Source organism: Arthrobacter sp. 05T442, assembly GCF_056395945.1.
Genome location: NZ_JBFTKM010000020.1, coordinates 19077 through 37467 on the forward strand (window position 1 = coordinate 19077; position 18391 = coordinate 37467).

The window sequence follows — 18391 nt, forward strand, 5'->3', positions numbered from 1 at the left end:
TGTTGCGAGAGGAGTCCTGCGAATGAGCATTGTGGACAGCTTCGGTTCAAAAGGCAAACTTAATGTAGCCGGTACCGAATACGAAATTTTCCGGTTGAACTCCGTCGAAGGTGCAGAAAACCTTCCGTTCAGCCTCAAGGTATTGCTTGAAAACCTGTTGAGGACCGAGGACGGCGCCAACATTACGGCCGACCACGTCCGCGCACTGGCCGGCTGGGACCCCAGCGCCGAGCCCGACACTGAAATCCAATTCACGCCGGCACGCGTGATCATGCAGGACTTCACTGGCGTGCCCTGCGTAGTGGACCTTGCCACCATGCGTGAGGCCGTCAAGGAACTCGGCGGCGACCCCAAGCGGGTCAACCCGCTGGCACCGGCCGAAATGGTGATCGACCACTCGGTCCAGATCGACGCTTTCGGCAACTCCGGCGCACTGGAGCGCAACATGGAGATCGAATACCAGCGCAACGGCGAGCGTTACCAGTTCCTGCGCTGGGGCCAGACGGCATTCGACGACTTCAAGGTCGTCCCGCCGGGAACCGGCATCGTGCACCAGGTCAACATCGAATACCTGGCCCGCACCGTCATGACCCGAGAGGTTGACGGAGCCCTCCGTGCCTACCCCGACACCTGCGTCGGCACCGACTCCCACACCACCATGGTCAACGGCATGGGCGTGCTGGGATGGGGCGTCGGCGGCATCGAGGCCGAGGCTGCCATGCTCGGCCAGCCCGTCTCCATGCTCATTCCGCGCGTCGTTGGCTTCAAGCTGACCGGATCCATCCCGGCCGGCGCCACCGCCACCGACGTCGTGCTGACCATCACCGAGCAGCTGCGCAAGCACGGTGTGGTCGGCAAGTTCGTGGAGTTCTACGGCGAAGGCGTCGCGGCTGTGCCGCTGGCCAACCGCGCCACCATCGGCAACATGAGCCCGGAGTTCGGCTCCACGGCAGCCATGTTCCCGATCGACGACGTCACCCTCGACTACCTGCGCCTCACCGGCCGGTCCGACCAGAACGTCGCCCTCGTCGAGGCTTACGCCAAGGAACAGGGCCTCTGGCACGACCCCTCGCATGAGATCAAGTTCTCCGAGTACCTCGAGCTGGACCTGTCCACGGTTGTTCCGTCGATCTCCGGCCCGAAGCGCCCGCAGGACCGCATCATCCTCACCGAGTCCAAGGCCCAGTTCCGCGAGGACCTGCGCAACTACGTGAAGGAAGACCTCGCCGACGGCAGCCTGGACGAAGCGATCGACGAGAGCTTCCCCGCGTCGGACTCGCCGTCGTTCACCGCCTCCGCGACCCACCTGGCAGACGTGGCCCCCCACGCCCACGGACCAAAGTCCAACGGCCGCCCGTCCAACGCCGTCAGCGTCAAGACCGCAGACGGCCGCGAGTTCGAGCTCGACCACGGAGCGGTCTCGATCGCCTCGATCACGTCCTGCACGAACACGTCCAACCCGTCCGTGATGCTGGCCGCCGCCCTGCTGGCCCGCAACGCCGTCGACAAGGGCCTGGCCTCCAAACCGTGGGTCAAGACCTCGGTCGCCCCCGGCTCCAAGGTCGTCACCGACTACTACGAGAAGTCCGGCCTGACCCCTTACCTGGAGAAGCTTGGCTTCTACATCGTCGGCTACGGCTGCGCGACCTGCATCGGCAACTCCGGTCCGCTCGACGCCGAGATCTCCGAGGCCATCCAGGCCAACGATCTCTCCGTCACCGCGGTGCTCTCCGGTAACCGCAACTTCGAAGGCCGGATCAACCCGGACGTGAAGATGAACTACCTGGCCTCCCCGCCGCTGGTCATTGCCTACGCCCTGGCCGGAACCATGGACTTCGACTTCGACGCCGACGCCCTGGGCCAGGACGCCGACGGCAACGACATCTTCCTGAAGGACATCTGGCCGAACCCGGTCGAGGTCCAGCAGGTCATCGACTCCTCGATCGACAAGGAGATGTTCGCCCGCGGCTACGAGGGCGTCTTCGACGGCGACGACCGCTGGAAGGCACTCGACACCCCGGCCGGCGACACCTTCGCCTGGGATGCCAAGTCCACCTACGTCCGGAAGCCCCCGTACTTCGAGGGCATGAAGGCACAGCCGGATCCGGTCACGGACATCACCGGCGCCCGCGTGCTGCTCAAGCTCGGCGATTCGGTCACCACGGACCACATCTCACCGGCCGGTTCGTTCAAGTCGGACACCCCCGCCGGGCAGTACCTGCTCGCCAACGGTGTGGAACGCAAGGACTTCAACTCCTACGGCTCACGCCGCGGCAACCACGAGGTCATGATCCGCGGCACCTTCGCGAACATCCGCATCAAGAACCAGCTGCTCGACGGCGTCGAGGGTGGCTTCACCCGGGACTTCACCCAGGCGGACGGCCCGCAGGCCTATGTCTACGACGCCGCCCAGAACTACCAGGCTGCCGGCACCCCGCTGGTGGTCCTGGCCGGCAAGGAGTACGGCTCCGGCTCATCCCGCGACTGGGCTGCCAAGGGCACCGCGCTCCTGGGCGTCAAGGCCGTCGTCGCCGAGAGCTACGAGCGCATCCACCGCTCCAACCTGATCGGCATGGGCGTCCTGCCGCTGCAGTACCCGGCCGGCCAGAACGCTGCCAGCCTTGGGCTGACCGGCACGGAAACCTTCGCTGTTGAGGGCGTCACCGCCCTGAACGAAGGCACCACGCCGAAGACCCTCAAGGTCACTGCCACAGCCGAAGACGGTTCGGTCACGTCCTTCGATGCGGTCCTGCGCATCGACACCCCGGGCGAAGCCGACTACTACCGCAACGGCGGCATCCTGCAGTACGTGCTGCGCCAGATCTCCGCTCACTAGCGGAACGCCCCAGGGCGGATCAGGCAACGCAAAAGCCAGGCGAAAGACCCCGGCCGGTCCATGACCGGCCGGGGTCTTTTGCGTTCCGGCGCCCAGGCTGGTCCCGAGGCGTTAGAGTTAAACGGCATGTCTACCACCCGAAGGAGGGGCCGTTGGGAATCTTGGACACAATCCGGAATCCGCAGGACCTGAGCAAGTTGTCCGCGGCGCAGCTGGATCAGCTGGCAGCCGAGGTCAGGGACTTCCTGATCGGCAACGTCTCCCAGACGGGAGGTCACCTCGGGCCGAACCTCGGCGTCGTGGAACTGACCATCGCCGTCCATCGGATCTTCGATTCCCCCCGTGACAGCATCGTCTTCGACACCGGACACCAGTCCTACGTTCACAAGCTCCTCACCGGCCGCCAGGACTTCAGCACCCTGCGCCAGCAGGGCGGCCTGTCCGGCTACCCTGACCGCGGCGAATCCGAGCACGACATCGTCGAGAGCTCGCACGCGTCCTCGTCGCTGTCCTGGGCGGACGGTATCTCCCGTGCCCGGCAGCTGACCGGCGACGGCGACCGCTTCGTGATCGCAGTCGTGGGTGACGGCGCCTTGACCGGAGGCATGGCCTGGGAGGCCATCAACAACATTGCCGCGGACAAGAAGCGCCGCGTCGTGATCGTCGTCAACGACAACGGCCGGTCCTACGCGCCCACCGTCGGCGGCTTCGCCGACTACCTCGCGTCCTTGCGGCCCACCATCGATTCCCTCCGCGCCGCCCCCGCCTACGAAGGCACCCTGGAATGGTGGAAGCGGAAACTGCAGGACGGCGGCCCCGTCGGGCAGTTCACCTACAAGAGCCTGCACGCCATGAAGAAGGGCATCAAGGACTGGTGGGCCCCGCAAGGGATGTTCGAGGACCTCGGCATGAAGTACATCGGTCCGGTGGACGGCCATAACCTCCAGGCCATGGAGCACGCCCTGTCCACGGCCAAGAACTACGCCGGACCCGTGATCGTGCACGCCATGACGGAGAAGGGCCACGGTTACGCGCCGGCCCGAGCCCACGAGGCGGACCAGTTCCACGCCGTCGGGATTATCGACCCAGAGACCGGTGTGCCGACCGAGGCCGGCGGCGCCCAGTCCTGGACCTCCGTCTTCGCCGACGAGATCGCCGACATCGCCGATGAACGCAAAGACATCGTGGGCATCACCGGCGCCATGCTGATCCCCGTCGGGCTGCACAAGTTCGCGGCGCGCCACCCGGAGCGCGTGTTCGACGTCGGCATCGCCGAACAGCACGCCCTGACCTCTGCCGCCGGCATGGCCTTCGGGGGACTGCACCCCGTCGTCGCCGTCTACGCGACCTTCCTGAACCGCGCCTTCGACCAGCTGCTGATGGACGTGGCCCTGCACAGAGCAGGGGTAACGATCGTCCTGGACCGGGCCGGAGTCACCGGGCCCGACGGCGCCAGCCACCACGGCATGTGGGACATGGCCATGGTCCAGATCGTCCCGGGCCTGCACCTCGCCGCACCCCGCGATGCCACGAGGCTCCGGGAGGAGCTGCGCGAAGCCGTGGCCATCGAGGACGCACCGAGCGTGATCCGGTACTCCAAGGGCAGCGTCGGTGCCGAAGTCGAAGCCCTCGAACGGCTCAGCGACGGAGTTGACGTACTCGCCCGCCGTCCGGCCGGCTCGACGGAAAACGACGTCCTGATCGTCAGCGTCGGCGCGATGTCCGAACTCGCACTCGATGTCGCGAACCGGCTCGGCGCCCAAGGCATCAGCTCCACGGTGGTGGACCCCCGCTGGGTCCTGCCGGTCCCCAAATCCGTCATCGCCCTCGCCTCGCACCACCGCCTCGTCATCTGCATCGAGGACGGTGTGCGCGCCGGCGGCGTCGGCTCCCGGATCCGCCAGGAAATGCGGGCCGCCGGGGTCGACACGGCCCTCAACGAAGTCGGGCTTCCGGTCGCGTTCCTGGACCACGGAACCCGCAGCGAGGTGCTGGAGCGCGTCGGACTGACCGCCCAGCAGGTCACCCACGACGTCGTCGCGCAGGTTTTGGGGACCAAGGTGCCGTTTGCACGCCCCCTGCCCGGCCAGGAACACCCCAGCACCGGCAGCCTGCCGCTGCTGTAGCCGGCACGTCCACGTATCAAACACCCTCCCGCGCCAGCACTGAAAAGGTGCCGTCGCGGGACGGTCCAGGAAGGAACTGGCACATGAGCGGAATTATCCGGGTCTACAAGCGCAATGAAGAAGGGGTCCTCGAATTCAGGGAGGCCTGGTTCGACGAGGACTACAGCCAGTTCGTCATGAACCACGGCGTGGTCGGGCACCAGAGCAAGACCGACGAGACCGATGTGGCCGGCGCCGCCGCAGCTGACGGCCTCATGGACGCCTTCGCCGTGCAGTGCGCCGAGGACGGCTACGCCGAAATCCCGGAGGAAGAGCAGTTCTGGGTCGTGGCGCAGTACGCGCTCAAGACCAGGGAAGGCACTGACCGGGACCGCTACCTGGAAGAAAAAGCCAAGGACGCTTTGATCAGCCACCTGGCCTGGCGCGGCCTGGGGGTCGTGGACCGCTCCGAGTTCTCGGACTCCAAGCTCAACATCTTCTGCCTCACCCCGGAGGTCAACAAGACCGTCAACGCCATCAAGGTGTGCATTCGCGGCGAAGACCTGGACTTCACCAAGCTGAGCATTGGTGCCGCGCCGTTCGGTGAGAACACCTTCAAGCTCAAGCATTCGCCGAAACCGGCCAACGGCTTTACCCTGTAGTTCGGGAACCGTTTCCTGGCTGGACACGCCCGTCGCTTCACCTGCAGTTCGCATCTCAAGGAACACATCAGTTTTGGGGGCAAACCGAACGGAAGGCACCCGACATGACGCCGAAAGCGATTGAACCAGGCCGCACCCCGATTCCACGGGGGATTGCGAGCCAGGCCCGCAGATCCCTCGCACATGTGGGGGTGGAGACGCTGGAACAACTCGTGCAGCTCGGCCATCGAACGCTCTCCACCCTGCCGGGGGTCTGCCCGCGGACGCTGGCCCAGATCCAGGACGCCATGGACGAATGCGGCCTGGAGCTGCCCGCCGGGTAGCGGACCCGGGCGCGCCTGCCTGCCGGGGCGGCGCGGCCGGCCGTTATAGGGTGAATCCATGACTGAATACCGCCGCGTAGGAAATTCCGGACTGACTGTCTCTGTTGTGGGACTCGGCTGCAACAATCTGGGCCGGCCGGGCACCGCGACCGAATCGCAGGAGGGGACCGACGCCGTCGTGCATGCCGCCCTGGAGGCCGGCATCACCTTCTTCGACGTCGCCGACACCTACGGCCGCGAGCCCGGCCTCAGCGAGACCATGCTCGGGGCGGCCCTCGCCGGCCGCCGCGACGACGCCGTCGTCGCCACCAAGTTCGGCATGGACATGCGCGGGGCCAACGGCGAAGACTTCGGAGCCCGCGGATCCCGCCGCTACATCATAAAAGCCGCTGAAGCCTCCCTGCGGCGGCTTGGCACGGACTGGATCGACCTCTACCAGTTCCACACGCCGGACCCGCTGACCCCCATCGACGAGACCCTCGCTGCCCTCGACGAGCTCGTGAGCAGCGGCAAGGTCCGCTACATCGGCCACTCCAACCGGGCCGGCTGGCAGATTGCCGAGGCGGAATTCGTGGCCCGGGCCCGCGGGGGAGCACGCTTCGTGTCCAGCCAGAACCACTACAACCTGCTGGACCGCCGCGCCGAGCTTGAGGTCACGCCGGCCGCAGAGGCGTACGGACTGGGCGTGCTGCCCTACTTCCCGCTCGCCAACGGCCTGCTCACCGGGAAATACGCCAGGGACACCGCCCCGGAAGGGTCCCGGCTCAGCCACACCCGCACCAGCCTGGTCCACGACGCCGACTGGGAACAGCTGGACGCCTTCAGCGCGTTCGCCTCGGCGCGCGGCCTCAACGAGGTCCAGGTTGCCTTCTCCTGGCTCGCCGCCCAGCCGTCCGTCAGCAGCGTCATCGCCGGCGCCACGAAGCCGGAGCAGGTCCGGCAGAACGCTGCCGCGGTCGCCTGGAAGCCGAGCGCCGCCGAGCTGGCCGAACTCGACGATCTCTTCCCCAGGACACCGAAAGTGGCCCTGTTCTGAGCGGTCCGGCCATGAGCAGCTTCGCGGCGGCCCCTCCCGCCACGCACTCGGTCCTGATGGACGTCGACACCGGCATTGACGACGCCCTGGCGCTGGTCTACCTGCTGTCCCGCCCGGAGGTAAACGTGCAGGCCATCACCTGCACCGCAGGGAACGTGGGCGCGCGGCAGGTGGCCCTGAACAACCTGGCCCTGCTGGAGCTGTGCGGCCGGCAGGGGATCGAGGTGGCCATCGGCGCCGAGGTGCCGCTGGAGATCCCGCTCGTCACGACAGAAGAGACCCACGGGCCGCAAGGCATCGGCTACGCCGAGCTGCCGGGGCCCGCGCAGCAGATCTCGGGCCGCCACGCCGTCGACGTCTGGGTGGAGGAGGCCCGGGCACACCCGGGGGAGATCACGGGGCTGATCACCGGCCCGTTGACGAACTTCGCCCTGGCGCTGCGGCGCGAGCCCGGGCTCCCGCGGCTGCTCAAAGGCCTCGTCATCATGGGCGGCAGCTTTTACTACCAGGGCAACACCACACCGACGGCCGAATGGAACGTCTCCGTGGATCCGCACGCCGCCAAGGAGGTCTTCGAGGCCTACCGCGGGCTGCCCGAGGACAAACTGCCGCTCGTGTGCGCGCTGGAAAGCACGGAACGGATCGAAATGCGGCCGGAGCACCTGCGGCGCCTCGCGGAGGCTGCCGGCGCGGACGGCCCCGAGCTTGTCCTGCCCGAACAGCCCGAGGGGCTGCGCAGTACCTCCAGCAACCCGCTGGTGGCGTGCTTGTCCGACGCGATCCGGTTCTACATGGAGTTCCACCGGCTCTACGACCAGGGTTATGTCGCCCACGTGCACGACGCCTTCGCGGCCTGCGCCGCGGTGGAACGCACACCGTTCGGCTCACGACTGGCCACGGTCGACGTCGAGACCGTGTCGCCGCTGCTGATCGGTACCACGGTCGCGGACTTCCGCGGGCTCTGGGGGCTGCCGCCCAACGCCCGGATTGTCTCCGGGAACAATCCGGAACACTGTTTTGAGGAGCTGATTTCCTCCGTGGGTGCCCTGGCCCGCCGGCTTGGCGGCCGCTAGCGGCAGCAGGCCGCCAGGGGGCTCTGTGGCGCGTTCCCAAGGCTGTTCCGCGGCGCCCCCGCCGATCGCTAGGATGGTAGCTGCGCCGAGGTGACATAGGCGCGTAGTTTGCTGCGCCCGGACCGCCGTATCAGGACCCTGACAGACGCTCCCGGCAGGCACCCACAGCCAAAGGAATCCCCCATGTCACAGAAATCACTGACCCTCCCGCCTTCTGGACAGGCGGCCGGCCGCGGCCGCCGCCTGCTGGAAATCGCCGGCGCCGCCGCCATCGCCGCCACATACGTCTTCCTGGTCCTCACCCAGCCCGCGGACATCGCCAACGGCCCGGCCAGCTTCTCGGCACTCGTAGCCCTCGGCGGGTTCCTCCTCGGCGCGGTCCTGCTCATCGTCGCCGTGCTGCCCGTCCTGCCCACCTCCACCCTGGTCCTCATCCCCGTTGCGCTGGTGCTCAACGTCGTCCTCGGCCAGCTCATGGGAACCACCGGACTCCCGTTCTACTTCGACTCCATCGGCACGGTCCTGATCGCCGTCCTCGCCGGACCGGCCACCGGCGCCGCCACCGGCGCGCTCAGCAGCATCGTCTGGTCCTTCTTCAACCCCACCGTCCTGCCCTTCGCAGCCGGCGCGGCCCTCATCGGCTTCCTGGCCGGCCTGGCCGCCCGGAGCGGCCTCTTCCGCCGCTTCTACCTGGCGCCGGTGGCCGGGTTCGTCACCGGCGTCCTCGCGGGCGTCGTCTCCGCCCCGATCGCCGCCTTCGTGTTCGGCGGAACCTCCGGCATCGGCACCGGCGCGATCGTCAGCGCCTTCCGGGCCATGGGGGACACCCTGCTCGCAGCCATCACCAAGCAGGCACTGATCTCGGACCCGATGGACAAGGCGATCGTCTTTGCCGTCGCCGCGCTCCTGGTCTACGCCCTGCCCCGCCGCACCACGTACCAGTTCCCGTTCGTGCGGCGGTTCCGGGTCCTCGCCGGCAAAGCGCCGGAACAGCCCAAGGCCCAGCCCGAAGCCTGAGACCATGCCCCCGCGACTCCACCCGCTCACGGCGCTGACTGCGGCCGCCAGTGCTGCCGTCATCACGACGGCGGCTGCCAGTTGGCCGCTGTCCCTCGCCGTAGCCGCAGTCGCGGTTGCGCTTGCTGCGCGCGGCGGCGTCGCAAGGCGGGTGCTGACCGCAGCAGGAGTGATTCTGGCGCCCTTGTGCTTCTCCCTCCTGGTGCTGCATGGGCTGTTCTTCCCGGAAGGCCACACCGTCCTGGCCCAGTGGGGCCCGGCCCGTGTCACCGCGGAGGGACTGGATTTCGCGCTGGACCTCGCCTCCCGCACCGCCGCATGCGTGCTCGTGTTGCTGCTCTTTTCCTTCACCGTCAGCGTTGCGGACCTGGTTGCTGCCCTGGCCGCCCGCAGGGTGCCGCCGCAGTTCGGGTTCGTTCTGGCGTCCACCCTGACCCTCGTGCCGGCCATCGCGGGCCGGCTGCACGGCATCCGGCAGGCCCAGGAGGCGCGCGGGCTGGTACTGCGCGGCGGTGTCCTCGCCAGGATCGGCGCCGTACGGCTGCAGATGGTACCGCTGGTCCTGGGGCTCATCGAGGATGCAGGCAACCGGGCGCAAGCCCTCGACGCCCGGGGCTTCGGCAGCCCGGGCCCGCGCACGAGCTACCGCGACGTCCGTGATTCGTCCGCCCAGCGGCGCTTCCGCGCAGCGGCGCTGCTGCTCGCCGCCGGGGCAGCCGTCGTAAGGCTGGCACTGTCGTGGCCCGCTGCGGGGTCGTCGTGAGTGCCACGACCCGGCCGGCGCTCATCGCGCGGATCGCCGGGTTCACCTTCCACGGGGATACCGTGGCCGCCCTGCGCGGCGTCGGGCTGTCGGTTGCGCCGGGCAGCCTGACCGCCGTCCTGGGCGGATCCGGGAGCGGAAAATCCACGCTTGGAAAACTGCTGGCCGGCTGGCTCCGGGCCGGCCACGCGGGACAGCTCCGCGGCAGCCTGGAGCTCGACGGTTCCCGCCTGGACTTCCGCGGCGTACCGGAGGACCCCCGGATCAACTCCGCCGAATGGTCCCGCCGCGTGGCCTTCGTCCCGCAGGACGCGGCCGCGATGCTCTCCACGGTGCGCGCCACAGTCGCGGAGGAGCTGGCCTTCGGCCTGGAAAACCGCGCGACGCCACGGGTGGACATGCTCCGCGCCGTGGAGCGCACCGCCGCACGGACGGGCCTGTCAGGGCTGCTGGACAGGGACCCGGCCACGCTCTCGGGGGGAGAGCTGCGGAGGCTCGCCCTGGGCTGCGCCGTCATCACTGAACCGGACATGCTCATCCTTGATGAGCCGCTGGCATCACTGGACGCGGAGGGGGCCGCGCAGATTGAGGACCTGGTCCGCAGCCTCTGCGCCGCCGGGACCGGCGTTGTCCTGTTGAGCCAGGCGGCCGACCGCCTGGCCTGTGAAGCGACGCACTGGACCGTGCTCGACGGCGGCACTGTCACCGCCGCGGGTGCACCGGCGCTGCTGCTCGGCTCTGCTGAGCTGGAGCGTGCGGGGGTGCTCGGCGCCGGTGGTGGAGGCCCGGGTGTCGTGCGACCTGTTGGCGTCCGCGGAGTCCCTGGCTGGCGTCCCGCACCTGCCGCCGCTCCCCGCCCCGGGCCGGCATCGCTTGAATTGTGCGGGGTCGGGTTCGCGTACGGCCGGGGCCCGGGGCGGCGGGGGACGATGCCGCAGGAACGGATCCTGCGCGACGTGGACGTCGCTGTGCGGCCGGGCGAGATCGTCGCTGTGACGGGTCCCAACGGTGCCGGCAAATCCACCCTTCTGCGGCACTTCAACGGGCTGCTGCGCCCGTCCGAGGGGGACGTGCGGGTCTGCGAGCGCAGCATCGCCGGCGTGCCGGTGGGCACGGTCGCGGCTTCCATCGGCCTGCTCTTCCAGCACCCCCGGGACCAGCTCTTCGAACGGACCGTCCTGCGCGAAGCCTCGTTCGGGCTCCGGCAGCAGTTCGGGAAGGCCGACGCCGAGGGACGGGCTCGGGAGGCGCTGGCGGCCGTCGGCCTTTCCGTGGCTGACGAAACCAGCCACCCGGCCGAACTGCCCGCCTCACGGCAGCGGCTGCTCGCCTTGGCCTCGGTCCTGGCCCGCGACCCGGCCGTGCTGGCCCTGGACGAGCCCACCGTCGGGCTGGACCGGAACGGACTCGAACGGCTGGGCCGGGCCGTTCACGCAGCGGCGGCGCGGGGCACCGCCGTCGTCATGGTCACCCACGATCTCGCCTACGCCCGGGCCACCGCCCACCGGATCCTCGAGCTCGACGGCGGACGGCTCCGCGAGGCCTGAACCGATGCCGCTCCGCGGCGTCCTTGCAGACGACAACGCCGCCGCCCGGACCAAAGTCCGGACGGCGGCGCCACGCGGCGGAATAAGGGCCGGCGAAACCGGGGCCGCCCTGGCCTAGGCCGGTGCCGAGGCCACGCCGGGTGCCAGGAACTTCCTGCCGTTGACCCGCTCGGAGGCGCCCACCCGGTCCAGATACGGGGTGATGCCGCCGAGGAACATCGGCCAGCCGGCGCCCAGGATCATGCAGAGGTCGATGTCCTCCGGACCGGCCACCACGCCCTCCTCGAGCATGAGCCCGATTTCCTCTGCCAAGGCATCCTGGGTGCGGCCCAGGACCTCCTCGCCGGCGGACGGGGTGTTGCCGAAGGACATGAGCGCGAGGGTCCCGGCGGGGATGAATGGCTTGCCGTCCGGACCCAGCGCCTGAGCCCCGTTCTCTATGGCCCAGATGGACTTCACGCCGTTGTCGATGAGGTTCTGCAGGTTCTCCGAGACACTGAAACGGTCCCCGAACGCGGCGTGCAGGGACTCCTGGACGTGCTGCGCCACCGGCAGCCCCACCATCGCCCCGAGCACGAAGGGAGTCATCGGCAGGCCCATGGGCCGCAGCGCATTGTCCGCCACGTCGGCGGGCGTTCCTTCGTCGAAGGCCGCGGTGACTTCACCCATGAGGCGCAGCAGGACACGGTTGACCACGAACGCGGCGGCGTCCTTGACCAGCACGGCGGACTTCTTGAGTCCCTTGGCGAGCTCGAACGCGGTGGCCAGCACGGCGTCGTCGGTTTTCGGGGCCCGGACGATCTCCAGGAGGGGCATGACGGCCACCGGGTTGAAGAAGTGGAAGCCCACCAGCCGCTCCGGGTGCTCCAGGTCCTCCGCCATGGCGGTGACGGACAGCGAGGACGTGTTGGTGGCCAGGACGCACCCGGCCGACACAATCGCCTCGACCTCCTTGAAGACCTGCTTCTTGACGTTGAGCTCTTCGAAGACAGCTTCGATCACGAAGTCGGCATCAGCGAACGCCTCCTTGGAGACCGATCCGCTGACCAGTGCCTTGGTCCGGTTGGCGGCGTCCGGGCTGATCCGCTTCTTCGCCAGGAGCTTGTCCACCTCGGCATGGACGTAGCCGACGCCCTTGTCCACCCGGGCCTGGTCGATGTCGGTCATGACGACCGGCACCTTGAGCTGGCGGGCGAAGAGGAGCGCGAGCTGGCTCGCCATCAGGCCGGCGCCGACGACGCCGATTTTCGTCACCGGGCGCGCGAGCTTGCGGTCCGGAGCGCCAGCGGGACGTTTGGCCCGGCGCTGCACGAGGTCCAGGAACGCGTAGACGGTGGACCGGAACTCCTCTGTCTGCATGAGGTCCGCCAGGGTCTCGCACTCGAGCTCGGCCGACTGGGCCTGGGTCAGGGTGCGGTTGGCCTCCAGGACATCCAGGACCTTGGCCGGGGCGGGGGAGGCGTTGGAGGTCTTGGTCTCCACGAACGCGCGCCCTGCCGCGATTGCGGCCGCCCAGCGGGCGGCAACCTCAGGATCGGCCGGGTCGACGGCGTTGGTGCGCTCCGGTGCCACTGCACCGGCGATCACCTGGGCGGCCCAGGCGACGGACTGCTCCACGAAGTCGGCCGGCTCGAACATGGCATCTGCCACGCCCAGCTGGTAGGCCTGCGGCCCGGTGAGGGTGCGGTTGTTGCTCAGCGGGTTCTCGATCATGACCTTGAGGGCGTTCTCCGGCCCGATGAGCCGCGGCAGGATGTAGACCCCGCCCCAGCCCGGGATGAGCCCGATGAACGCCTCCGGCAGGGCCAGCGCGCCGGCGCCGGTCGACACCGTACGGTAGGTGGACTGGAGGGCGATCTCGAGGCCGCCACCCAGGGCAAGGCCGTTGATGAAGGCAAAGCTGGGCACGCCGAGGTTGGCCAGGGTGGCGTAGACCTCGTGGCCGAGCTGGGCCATCCAGAGACCCTGCTCGCGGCCGCTGACGGACTTGACCGTGGAAAGGTCCGCGCCGGCGACGAGGAAGTACGGTTTGCCGGTGACGCCGACGCCGACGATCTCGCCGCGCGCGGCGCGCTCCTTTAGCCCTTCCAGGACGGTGCCGAGCTCGACCAGGGTGTTGGGCCCGAGCGTGGTCGGCTTGGAGTGGTCTAGGCCGTTGTCCAAGGTGATCAGCGCAAAGGTGCCGGGGCTGTCCTTGCCGCCCACCGCGGGAAGCTGGATGTCCTGGACGTAGGAGTGGGTGATGGTCTCGTTCGGGAAGAGATCGGCAAGCTTGCGGAAATCGGCGGCGCTCATGCTGCGGCTCCAGTCTCGGTGGTGGCGGAATCGGTGCTGTCTGCGGCTGACGTGGCTGTGTCAGCCAGGGCAGTGCCGTAATCCGCGTGGTGCGGGTTCTCCCAGATCACGGTGGCGCCCATGCCCAGGCCGATGCACATGGTGGTCACTCCGTAGCGCACGGACGGGTCCTCCTCGAACTGCCGGGCGAGCTGGTTCATCAGCCGGACGCCGGAGGAGGCAAGCGGGTGTCCGACGGCGATCGCCCCGCCGTAGCGGTTGACCCGGGGGTCGTCGTCGGCGATTCCGAAGTGGTCCAGGAAGCTGAGCACCTGGACGGCGAAGGCTTCATTGATCTCGAAGAGCCCGATGTCTGCGATGCCGAGTCCGGCGTTCTTGAGGGCCTTCTCCGTGGCGGGGACGGGCCCGATGCCCATGAGTTCGGGTTCGACGCCGGCGAACGCGTAGCTGACCAGGCGCATCCTGACCGGCAGGCCGAGCTCCTCGGCGGCATCGGCGGAGGCCAGGAGGGCGGCCGTGGCGCCGTCGTTCAGGCCGGCGGCGTTCCCCGCGGTGACGCGGCCGTGGGCCCGGAACGGTGTGCGCAGCGCTGCGAGGTCTTCAACCGAGGTTCCCGGGCGCGGCGGCTCGTCCACGGTGTTGACGGTCCAGCCCCGGCCGGGTTTCATGGTCGCGACGGGCACGAGGTCGGGCTGGATCTGTCCCTTGCCGTAGGCGGCCGCGAGTTTGTCCTGGGAGGCGACGGCGTACGCGTCGGTGCGGTCCTTGGTGATGGCGGGGAAACGATCGTGCAGGTTCTCTGCGGTGTTGCCCATGTTCAGGGCGGCGGGATCGACGATGCGTTCTGACATGAAGCGCGGATTCGGGTCGGCGCCTGCGCCCATCGGGTGGTTGCCCATGTGTTCCACGCCGCCGGCGATCACGACGTCGTAGGCGCCGAAGCCGATACCGCTCGCCGTCGTGGTCACGGCAGTCATGGCGCCGGCGCACATGCGGTCGATCGCGAAGCCGGGCACGGTCCGGGGGAGTCCGGCGAGCAGGGCAGCGGTGCGGCCGATGGTCAGGCCCTGGTCGCCGGTCTGGGTCGTGGCCGCGATGGCGACCTCGTCGATCCGTTCGGCAGGCAGGGAGGGGTTGCGGCGCATCAGTTCGCGGATGCACTTGACCACGAGGTCATCGGCACGGGTTCCGGCGTAGATCCCCTTTTCGCCGGCGCGGCCGAACGGGGTGCGGACGCCGTCGACAAAGACGACGTCGCGGATGGTGCGGGGGCTCGCGCTGCCGTTTCTTCCGCTGCTGCGGGGTTCGCTCACGTGTTACTCCTCATTGAGACATGGGTGCCGGATACCGTCCCGGTGGCAGGAACAGCCAGGGGGTACAGGAAATCCGGGCGACATCATGCATCATGTTACTCGTCGGTAACATAGCTGGCAAGGAACGGGAGCAGGTGCGCGGAGAGGGCGCGGCGGCCAGGGGTCCAGGGACCCGCGGACTATAGGGCGGAACCCGACGCCGTTTCCACGGCGGCCTTGCGTTCATTGACCGGCAGCGGCGCGGGGTTGAGGAAGGCTCCGGCGATCAGCGGTGCGGTGATTTCGATCTGCCACTGCCGTGCCCCGAGGTTCGCCAGCTCCTCCGCTACGCCTTCCTCGCTCAGTTCCGCCGGCGGACGCCATGCCACGCGGCGGAGAAAGTCCGGGGTCAGCAGGTTCTCGACCGGAAGGTTCAGTTCCTCGGCCCGTACCTGGAGCTTGGGCCGGGCCGTCGCGAGCCGGGCGGCGGCTTCCGGATCCCGGTCGGCCCAGACCCGCGGGGGCGGGGGTGCGTTGGTGGCCAGGTGCAGGGGAGGGAGTTCCTCCAGGGCCCTCGCGGTGCTGATGCAGCGCAGCCAGCGCGGGGCCTCGCGCTGGGCAGCCCGGCCGTGGAAGCCCTTGGTGGCCAGGAGCTGGGGAACGGTGGCCGGCATGGCCTTGGCGGCGGCCACGAGGGCCGAGTCCGGGATCAGCCGGCCCGGCGCGACGTCGCGTTTTTGTGCCAGCGAGTCGCGTTCCAGCCAGAGCTCACGGACGGCGGCCAGCTGGCGGCGGTCGCGGATCTGGTGGAGTCCGGAGGTCTTGCGCCAGGGGTCGACCCTGGGCGGGGCCTGTCCTGCCTCGAGGATCGCGGCGAATTCCTGCTCTGCGAAGTCGAGTTTGCCGTCGGCGACGAGGAGTTCGATGAGTTCCTCGCGCAGCTCGGTGAGGACCTCGACGTCCAGGGCGGCGTAGCGAAGCCAGGGCTCCGGCAGCGGGCGGGTGGACCAGTCGGCCGCGGAGTGTTCCTTGGCTAGACCGAAGCCCAGGAGCTGTTCGATGACGGCGGCGAGGCCCACCCGGGGGAGCCCTGCCAGTCGCGCGGCGAGTTCGGTGTCAAAGAGTTTGTCCGGCCACATGCCGAGTTCGGACAGGCAGGGCAGGTCCTGGCTGGCGGCGTGGAGGATCCATTCGACCCCGCGCAGGGCGTCGTTGATGATCCGCAGGTCGCCGAAGGGCTCGGGGTCGATCAGCCAGGTTCCGGAGCCTTCGCGCCGGATCTGGACGAGGAAGGCGCGCTGGCCGTAGCGGAATCCTGAGGCACGTTCAGCGTCCACTCCCGCCGGGCCGCGGCCTGCGGCGAGGGCCGCGGCGCAGCGTTCCAGGCCCGCGGGCGTCTCAATGACAAGCGGGACTCCGTCGCGGGGGGCGTCGAGGTCAATGACCTCGGGGACCAGGCTGTCGAAGCCTTCCACCGTGATGTGGGCTGTGGTGTCCGCGGCGTCTGTCGTACTTTCAACGCCGCCGGCGGCGGTGATTTCCGGATTTTGAGGGGTCATGATCTCTCCAGTTTACCGACAACGTGGCGTATAAGGCCGCGACGCGGGCTGAAACGGCGTGATCGCGCGTGTCATCGGGGGCGCCGGGGGAGCGCGGACACGCCCTCAGGCAGCGGCGGCAGGCCGGCGAACGTGCAGACCATGTCCGACCACGCTTCCAGGTGCGTGGTGATGTCCGGAGTGGCGGGGGTCCACGACGCCCGGAGCTCAATGTCGATCGAATCCGGCCTGTCGGAGAGCGTTCCGAAGCTTTCGGACAGCACCCGGGTGGCCGTTCCGCCGGCCGCGCGGTAGGGCGCCTGGTGGTTCTCGAGGGCTTCGACGAGCCACGCCCAGGCAACGGAGCCCAGGAGTTCATCGTTGCCCATTTCGGGCTCGAGCTGGGCACGGATGTAGGTGACGATCCTGAACTCCCCGTCCCACACCGCGGATCCGTCGGGGTCGTGGAGGAGGATGAAGCGGCCGGTGGCCAGCTCGACGTCGTCGTTGCCGGAAGCGGGTTCAAAGGCGGCGGCTGCCGGCCCGTGGATCATGGCGGTTTCGGCGGTGCCGCCGGATCCGATGACCTCCGCTCCCAGGGCGACGGCGAAACGTGCGAGCCGGGAGGGGGCCGGAATCTCCTCAAGGTGCAGTTCGCCGCGGCATCGTGCGTTTCGAAGGGTTCCCAGGGCGAACAGAAAGTCTGCGGGAACCTGGTCGAGTGAGCTCACAATGGCAGGTTATGCAACAGCCGGTCCCCGGCACGGCAGGCTCGCCGCCGGGCCGGGGATGCCGTGCAGGACTCAGACGGCAGCGAGTTCGCGTTTGATGGCCGCAATGAAGGAGTCAACGTCTTGCTCGGTGGTGTCAAAGGAGCACATCCAGCGGACTTCGCGGGCCGCCTCGTTCCAGTCGTAGAAGCGGAAGGACGTGCGCAGGCGGTCTGCCACGCCGGCGGGCAGGACGGCGAAGACGCCGTTGGATTCCGTCTTCTGGCTCAGTTCGACGCCGGGGATCGACTCCACGCCGGCGCGCAGCCGGGCGGCCATGGCGTTGGCATGCGCTGCCGAGCGCAGCCACAGATCACCTTCGAGCAAGGCGATGAACTGGGCCGACATGAAGCGCATCTTGGAGGCCAGTTGCATGTTCATCTTGCGCAGGTAGACCAGGCCGTGGGCGGCTTCCGGGTTGAGCGCGACGACGACCTCGCCGAACAGCAGGCCGTTCTTGGTGCCGCCGAAGGAGAGGATGTCCACGCCGGCGTCGCGGGTGAAGGCCCGCAGCGGAACGTTAAGGTGTGCGGCGGCGTTGGACAGCCGGGCACCGTCCATGTGCAGTTTCATGCCTTTGGAATGGACGTGCTCCGCGATGGCCCGGACTTCCTCCGGCGTGTAGCACGTGCCGAGCTCCGTGGTCTGGGTGATGGACACGGCAAGCGGCTGGGCCCGGTGTTCGTCGCCCCAGCCCCAGGCTTCGCGGTCGATCAGCTCGGGCGTGAGCTTGCCGTCCGTCGTGGGGACCTGGAGGAGTTTGATGCCGCCGATTCGTTCCGGTGCGCCGTTCTCGTCCATGTTGATGTGCGCCGTGGAAGCACAGATGACCGCACCCCAGCGGGGCAGCAGGGACTGGAGGGACAGGACGTTGGCGCCCGTGCCGTTGAAGACGGGGAAGCATTCGATCCCGGCGCCGAAGTGCTCTTCCATGAGCTGCTGCAGCCGCGCGGTGTAGTCATCCTCGCCGTAAGAGACCTGGTGGCCTTCATTGGCGGCGGCGAGGGCCGCCAGTACTTCGGGGTGGACGCCCGAGTAGTTGTCCGAGGCAAACCCGCGGACCGATGGATCGTGGAGCCGCACCGCAGTGCTGGCAGGGGCAGTTTCAACTGTGCTTGTCATCGCTTTACTCAC

At 68.6% G+C, this 18391-nt stretch carries 14 protein-coding genes; 9 read left to right on the plus strand and 5 right to left on the minus strand.

Features of this window, described 5'->3' with window-relative positions; translation table 11 throughout:
* The first annotated feature begins 22 nt into the window (after positions 1-22).
* From AC1DES_RS16380 to AC1DES_RS16420, 9 genes are all read left to right on the plus strand, one after another.
* The gene (locus tag AC1DES_RS16380; RefSeq protein WP_476896766.1) at positions 23-2836 is read left to right on the plus strand and encodes an aconitate hydratase; all 2814 of its coding nucleotides are present in this window, start codon (positions 23-25) and stop codon (positions 2834-2836) included.
* Positions 2837-2988: 152 nt separating this feature from the next.
* Complete coding sequence (dxs, locus tag AC1DES_RS16385) at positions 2989-4962, plus strand: 1-deoxy-D-xylulose-5-phosphate synthase (protein ID WP_476896767.1); 1974 nt, start codon at positions 2989-2991, stop codon at positions 4960-4962.
* Between the two features lie 83 nt (positions 4963-5045).
* Positions 5046-5603, plus strand: coding sequence for a hypothetical protein (locus tag AC1DES_RS16390; RefSeq protein ID WP_476896768.1), 558 nt, complete (start codon positions 5046-5048; stop codon positions 5601-5603).
* A gap of 104 nt (positions 5604-5707) precedes the next feature.
* Positions 5708-5926, plus strand: coding sequence for a helix-hairpin-helix domain-containing protein (locus tag AC1DES_RS16395; RefSeq protein WP_476896769.1), 219 nt, complete (start codon positions 5708-5710; stop codon positions 5924-5926).
* Between the two features lie 58 nt (positions 5927-5984).
* A complete protein-coding gene (locus AC1DES_RS16400) occupies positions 5985-6962 on the plus strand; it encodes an aldo/keto reductase (RefSeq protein WP_476896770.1) in 978 nt (325 codons plus the stop codon).
* A gap of 11 nt (positions 6963-6973) precedes the next feature.
* Positions 6974-8035, plus strand: a complete 1062-nt coding sequence (locus AC1DES_RS16405; protein WP_476896771.1) for a nucleoside hydrolase — start codon at positions 6974-6976, stop codon at positions 8033-8035.
* Positions 8036-8218: 183 nt separating this feature from the next.
* Positions 8219-9052, plus strand: coding sequence for an ECF transporter S component (locus AC1DES_RS16410; protein ID WP_476896772.1), 834 nt, complete (start codon positions 8219-8221; stop codon positions 9050-9052).
* 4 nt (positions 9053-9056) lie between these two features.
* On the plus strand, positions 9057-9815 hold the full coding sequence (locus AC1DES_RS16415; RefSeq protein WP_476896773.1) for an energy-coupling factor transporter transmembrane component T: 759 nt from the start codon (positions 9057-9059) through the stop codon (positions 9813-9815).
* Entirely contained in the window at positions 9812-11362 is a 1551-nt protein-coding gene (locus AC1DES_RS16420) for an ABC transporter ATP-binding protein (RefSeq protein WP_476896774.1), read from the plus strand. Before AC1DES_RS16415 ends, AC1DES_RS16420 begins: the two co-directional genes overlap by 4 nt.
* Before the next feature lie 114 nt (positions 11363-11476).
* Here AC1DES_RS16420 and AC1DES_RS16425 read toward each other — a convergent pair whose 3' ends face one another.
* The 5 genes from AC1DES_RS16425 to AC1DES_RS16445 form a co-directional block, all read right to left on the minus strand.
* On the minus strand, positions 11477-13657 hold the full coding sequence (locus tag AC1DES_RS16425) for a 3-hydroxyacyl-CoA dehydrogenase NAD-binding domain-containing protein (protein ID WP_476896775.1): 2181 nt from the start codon (positions 13655-13657) through the stop codon (positions 11477-11479).
* Positions 13654-14970: a thiolase family protein gene (locus AC1DES_RS16430; RefSeq protein WP_476896776.1), complete on the minus strand. Its 1317-nt coding sequence runs from the start codon at positions 14968-14970 to the stop codon at positions 13654-13656. Before AC1DES_RS16430 ends, AC1DES_RS16425 begins: the two co-directional genes overlap by 4 nt.
* A gap of 179 nt (positions 14971-15149) precedes the next feature.
* Positions 15150-16508 carry an HRDC domain-containing protein gene (locus AC1DES_RS16435; protein ID WP_476896777.1) on the minus strand — a complete coding sequence of 453 codons (1359 nt, stop codon included), beginning with the start codon at positions 16506-16508 and terminating at the stop codon, positions 15150-15152.
* A gap of 71 nt (positions 16509-16579) precedes the next feature.
* Entirely contained in the window at positions 16580-17221 is a 642-nt protein-coding gene (locus tag AC1DES_RS16440) for a DUF3000 domain-containing protein (protein ID WP_476896790.1), read from the minus strand.
* 69 nt (positions 17222-17290) lie between these two features.
* Complete coding sequence (locus AC1DES_RS16445; protein WP_476896791.1) at positions 17291-18379, minus strand: threonine aldolase family protein; 1089 nt, start codon at positions 18377-18379, stop codon at positions 17291-17293.
* Between the last annotated feature and the right edge of the window lie 12 nt (positions 18380-18391).

Bases quoted from the DNA above. Each gene is read 5' to 3' on its own strand.
- AC1DES_RS16395 (WP_476896769.1), top strand. From the start codon at position 5,708: ATGACGCCGAAAGCGATTGAACCAGGCCGCACCCCGATTCCACGGGGG.
- AC1DES_RS16410 (WP_476896772.1), top strand. From the start codon at position 8,219: ATGTCACAGAAATCACTGACCCTCCCGCCTTCTGGACAGGCGGCCGGC.
- AC1DES_RS16400 (WP_476896770.1), top strand. From the start codon at position 5,985: ATGACTGAATACCGCCGCGTAGGAAATTCCGGACTGACTGTCTCTGTT.
- AC1DES_RS16380 (WP_476896766.1), top strand. From the start codon at position 23: ATGAGCATTGTGGACAGCTTCGGTTCAAAAGGCAAACTTAATGTAGCC.
- AC1DES_RS16390 (WP_476896768.1), top strand. From the start codon at position 5,046: ATGAGCGGAATTATCCGGGTCTACAAGCGCAATGAAGAAGGGGTCCTC.
- AC1DES_RS16435 (WP_476896777.1), bottom strand. From the start codon at position 16,508: ATGACCCCTCAAAATCCGGAAATCACCGCCGCCGGCGGCGTTGAAAGT.
- AC1DES_RS16445 (WP_476896791.1), bottom strand. From the start codon at position 18,379: ATGACAAGCACAGTTGAAACTGCCCCTGCCAGCACTGCGGTGCGGCTC.
- AC1DES_RS16405 (WP_476896771.1), top strand. From the start codon at position 6,974: ATGAGCAGCTTCGCGGCGGCCCCTCCCGCCACGCACTCGGTCCTGATG.
- AC1DES_RS16415 (WP_476896773.1), top strand. From the start codon at position 9,057: ATGCCCCCGCGACTCCACCCGCTCACGGCGCTGACTGCGGCCGCCAGT.
- AC1DES_RS16425 (WP_476896775.1), bottom strand. From the start codon at position 13,657: ATGAGCGCCGCCGATTTCCGCAAGCTTGCCGATCTCTTCCCGAACGAG.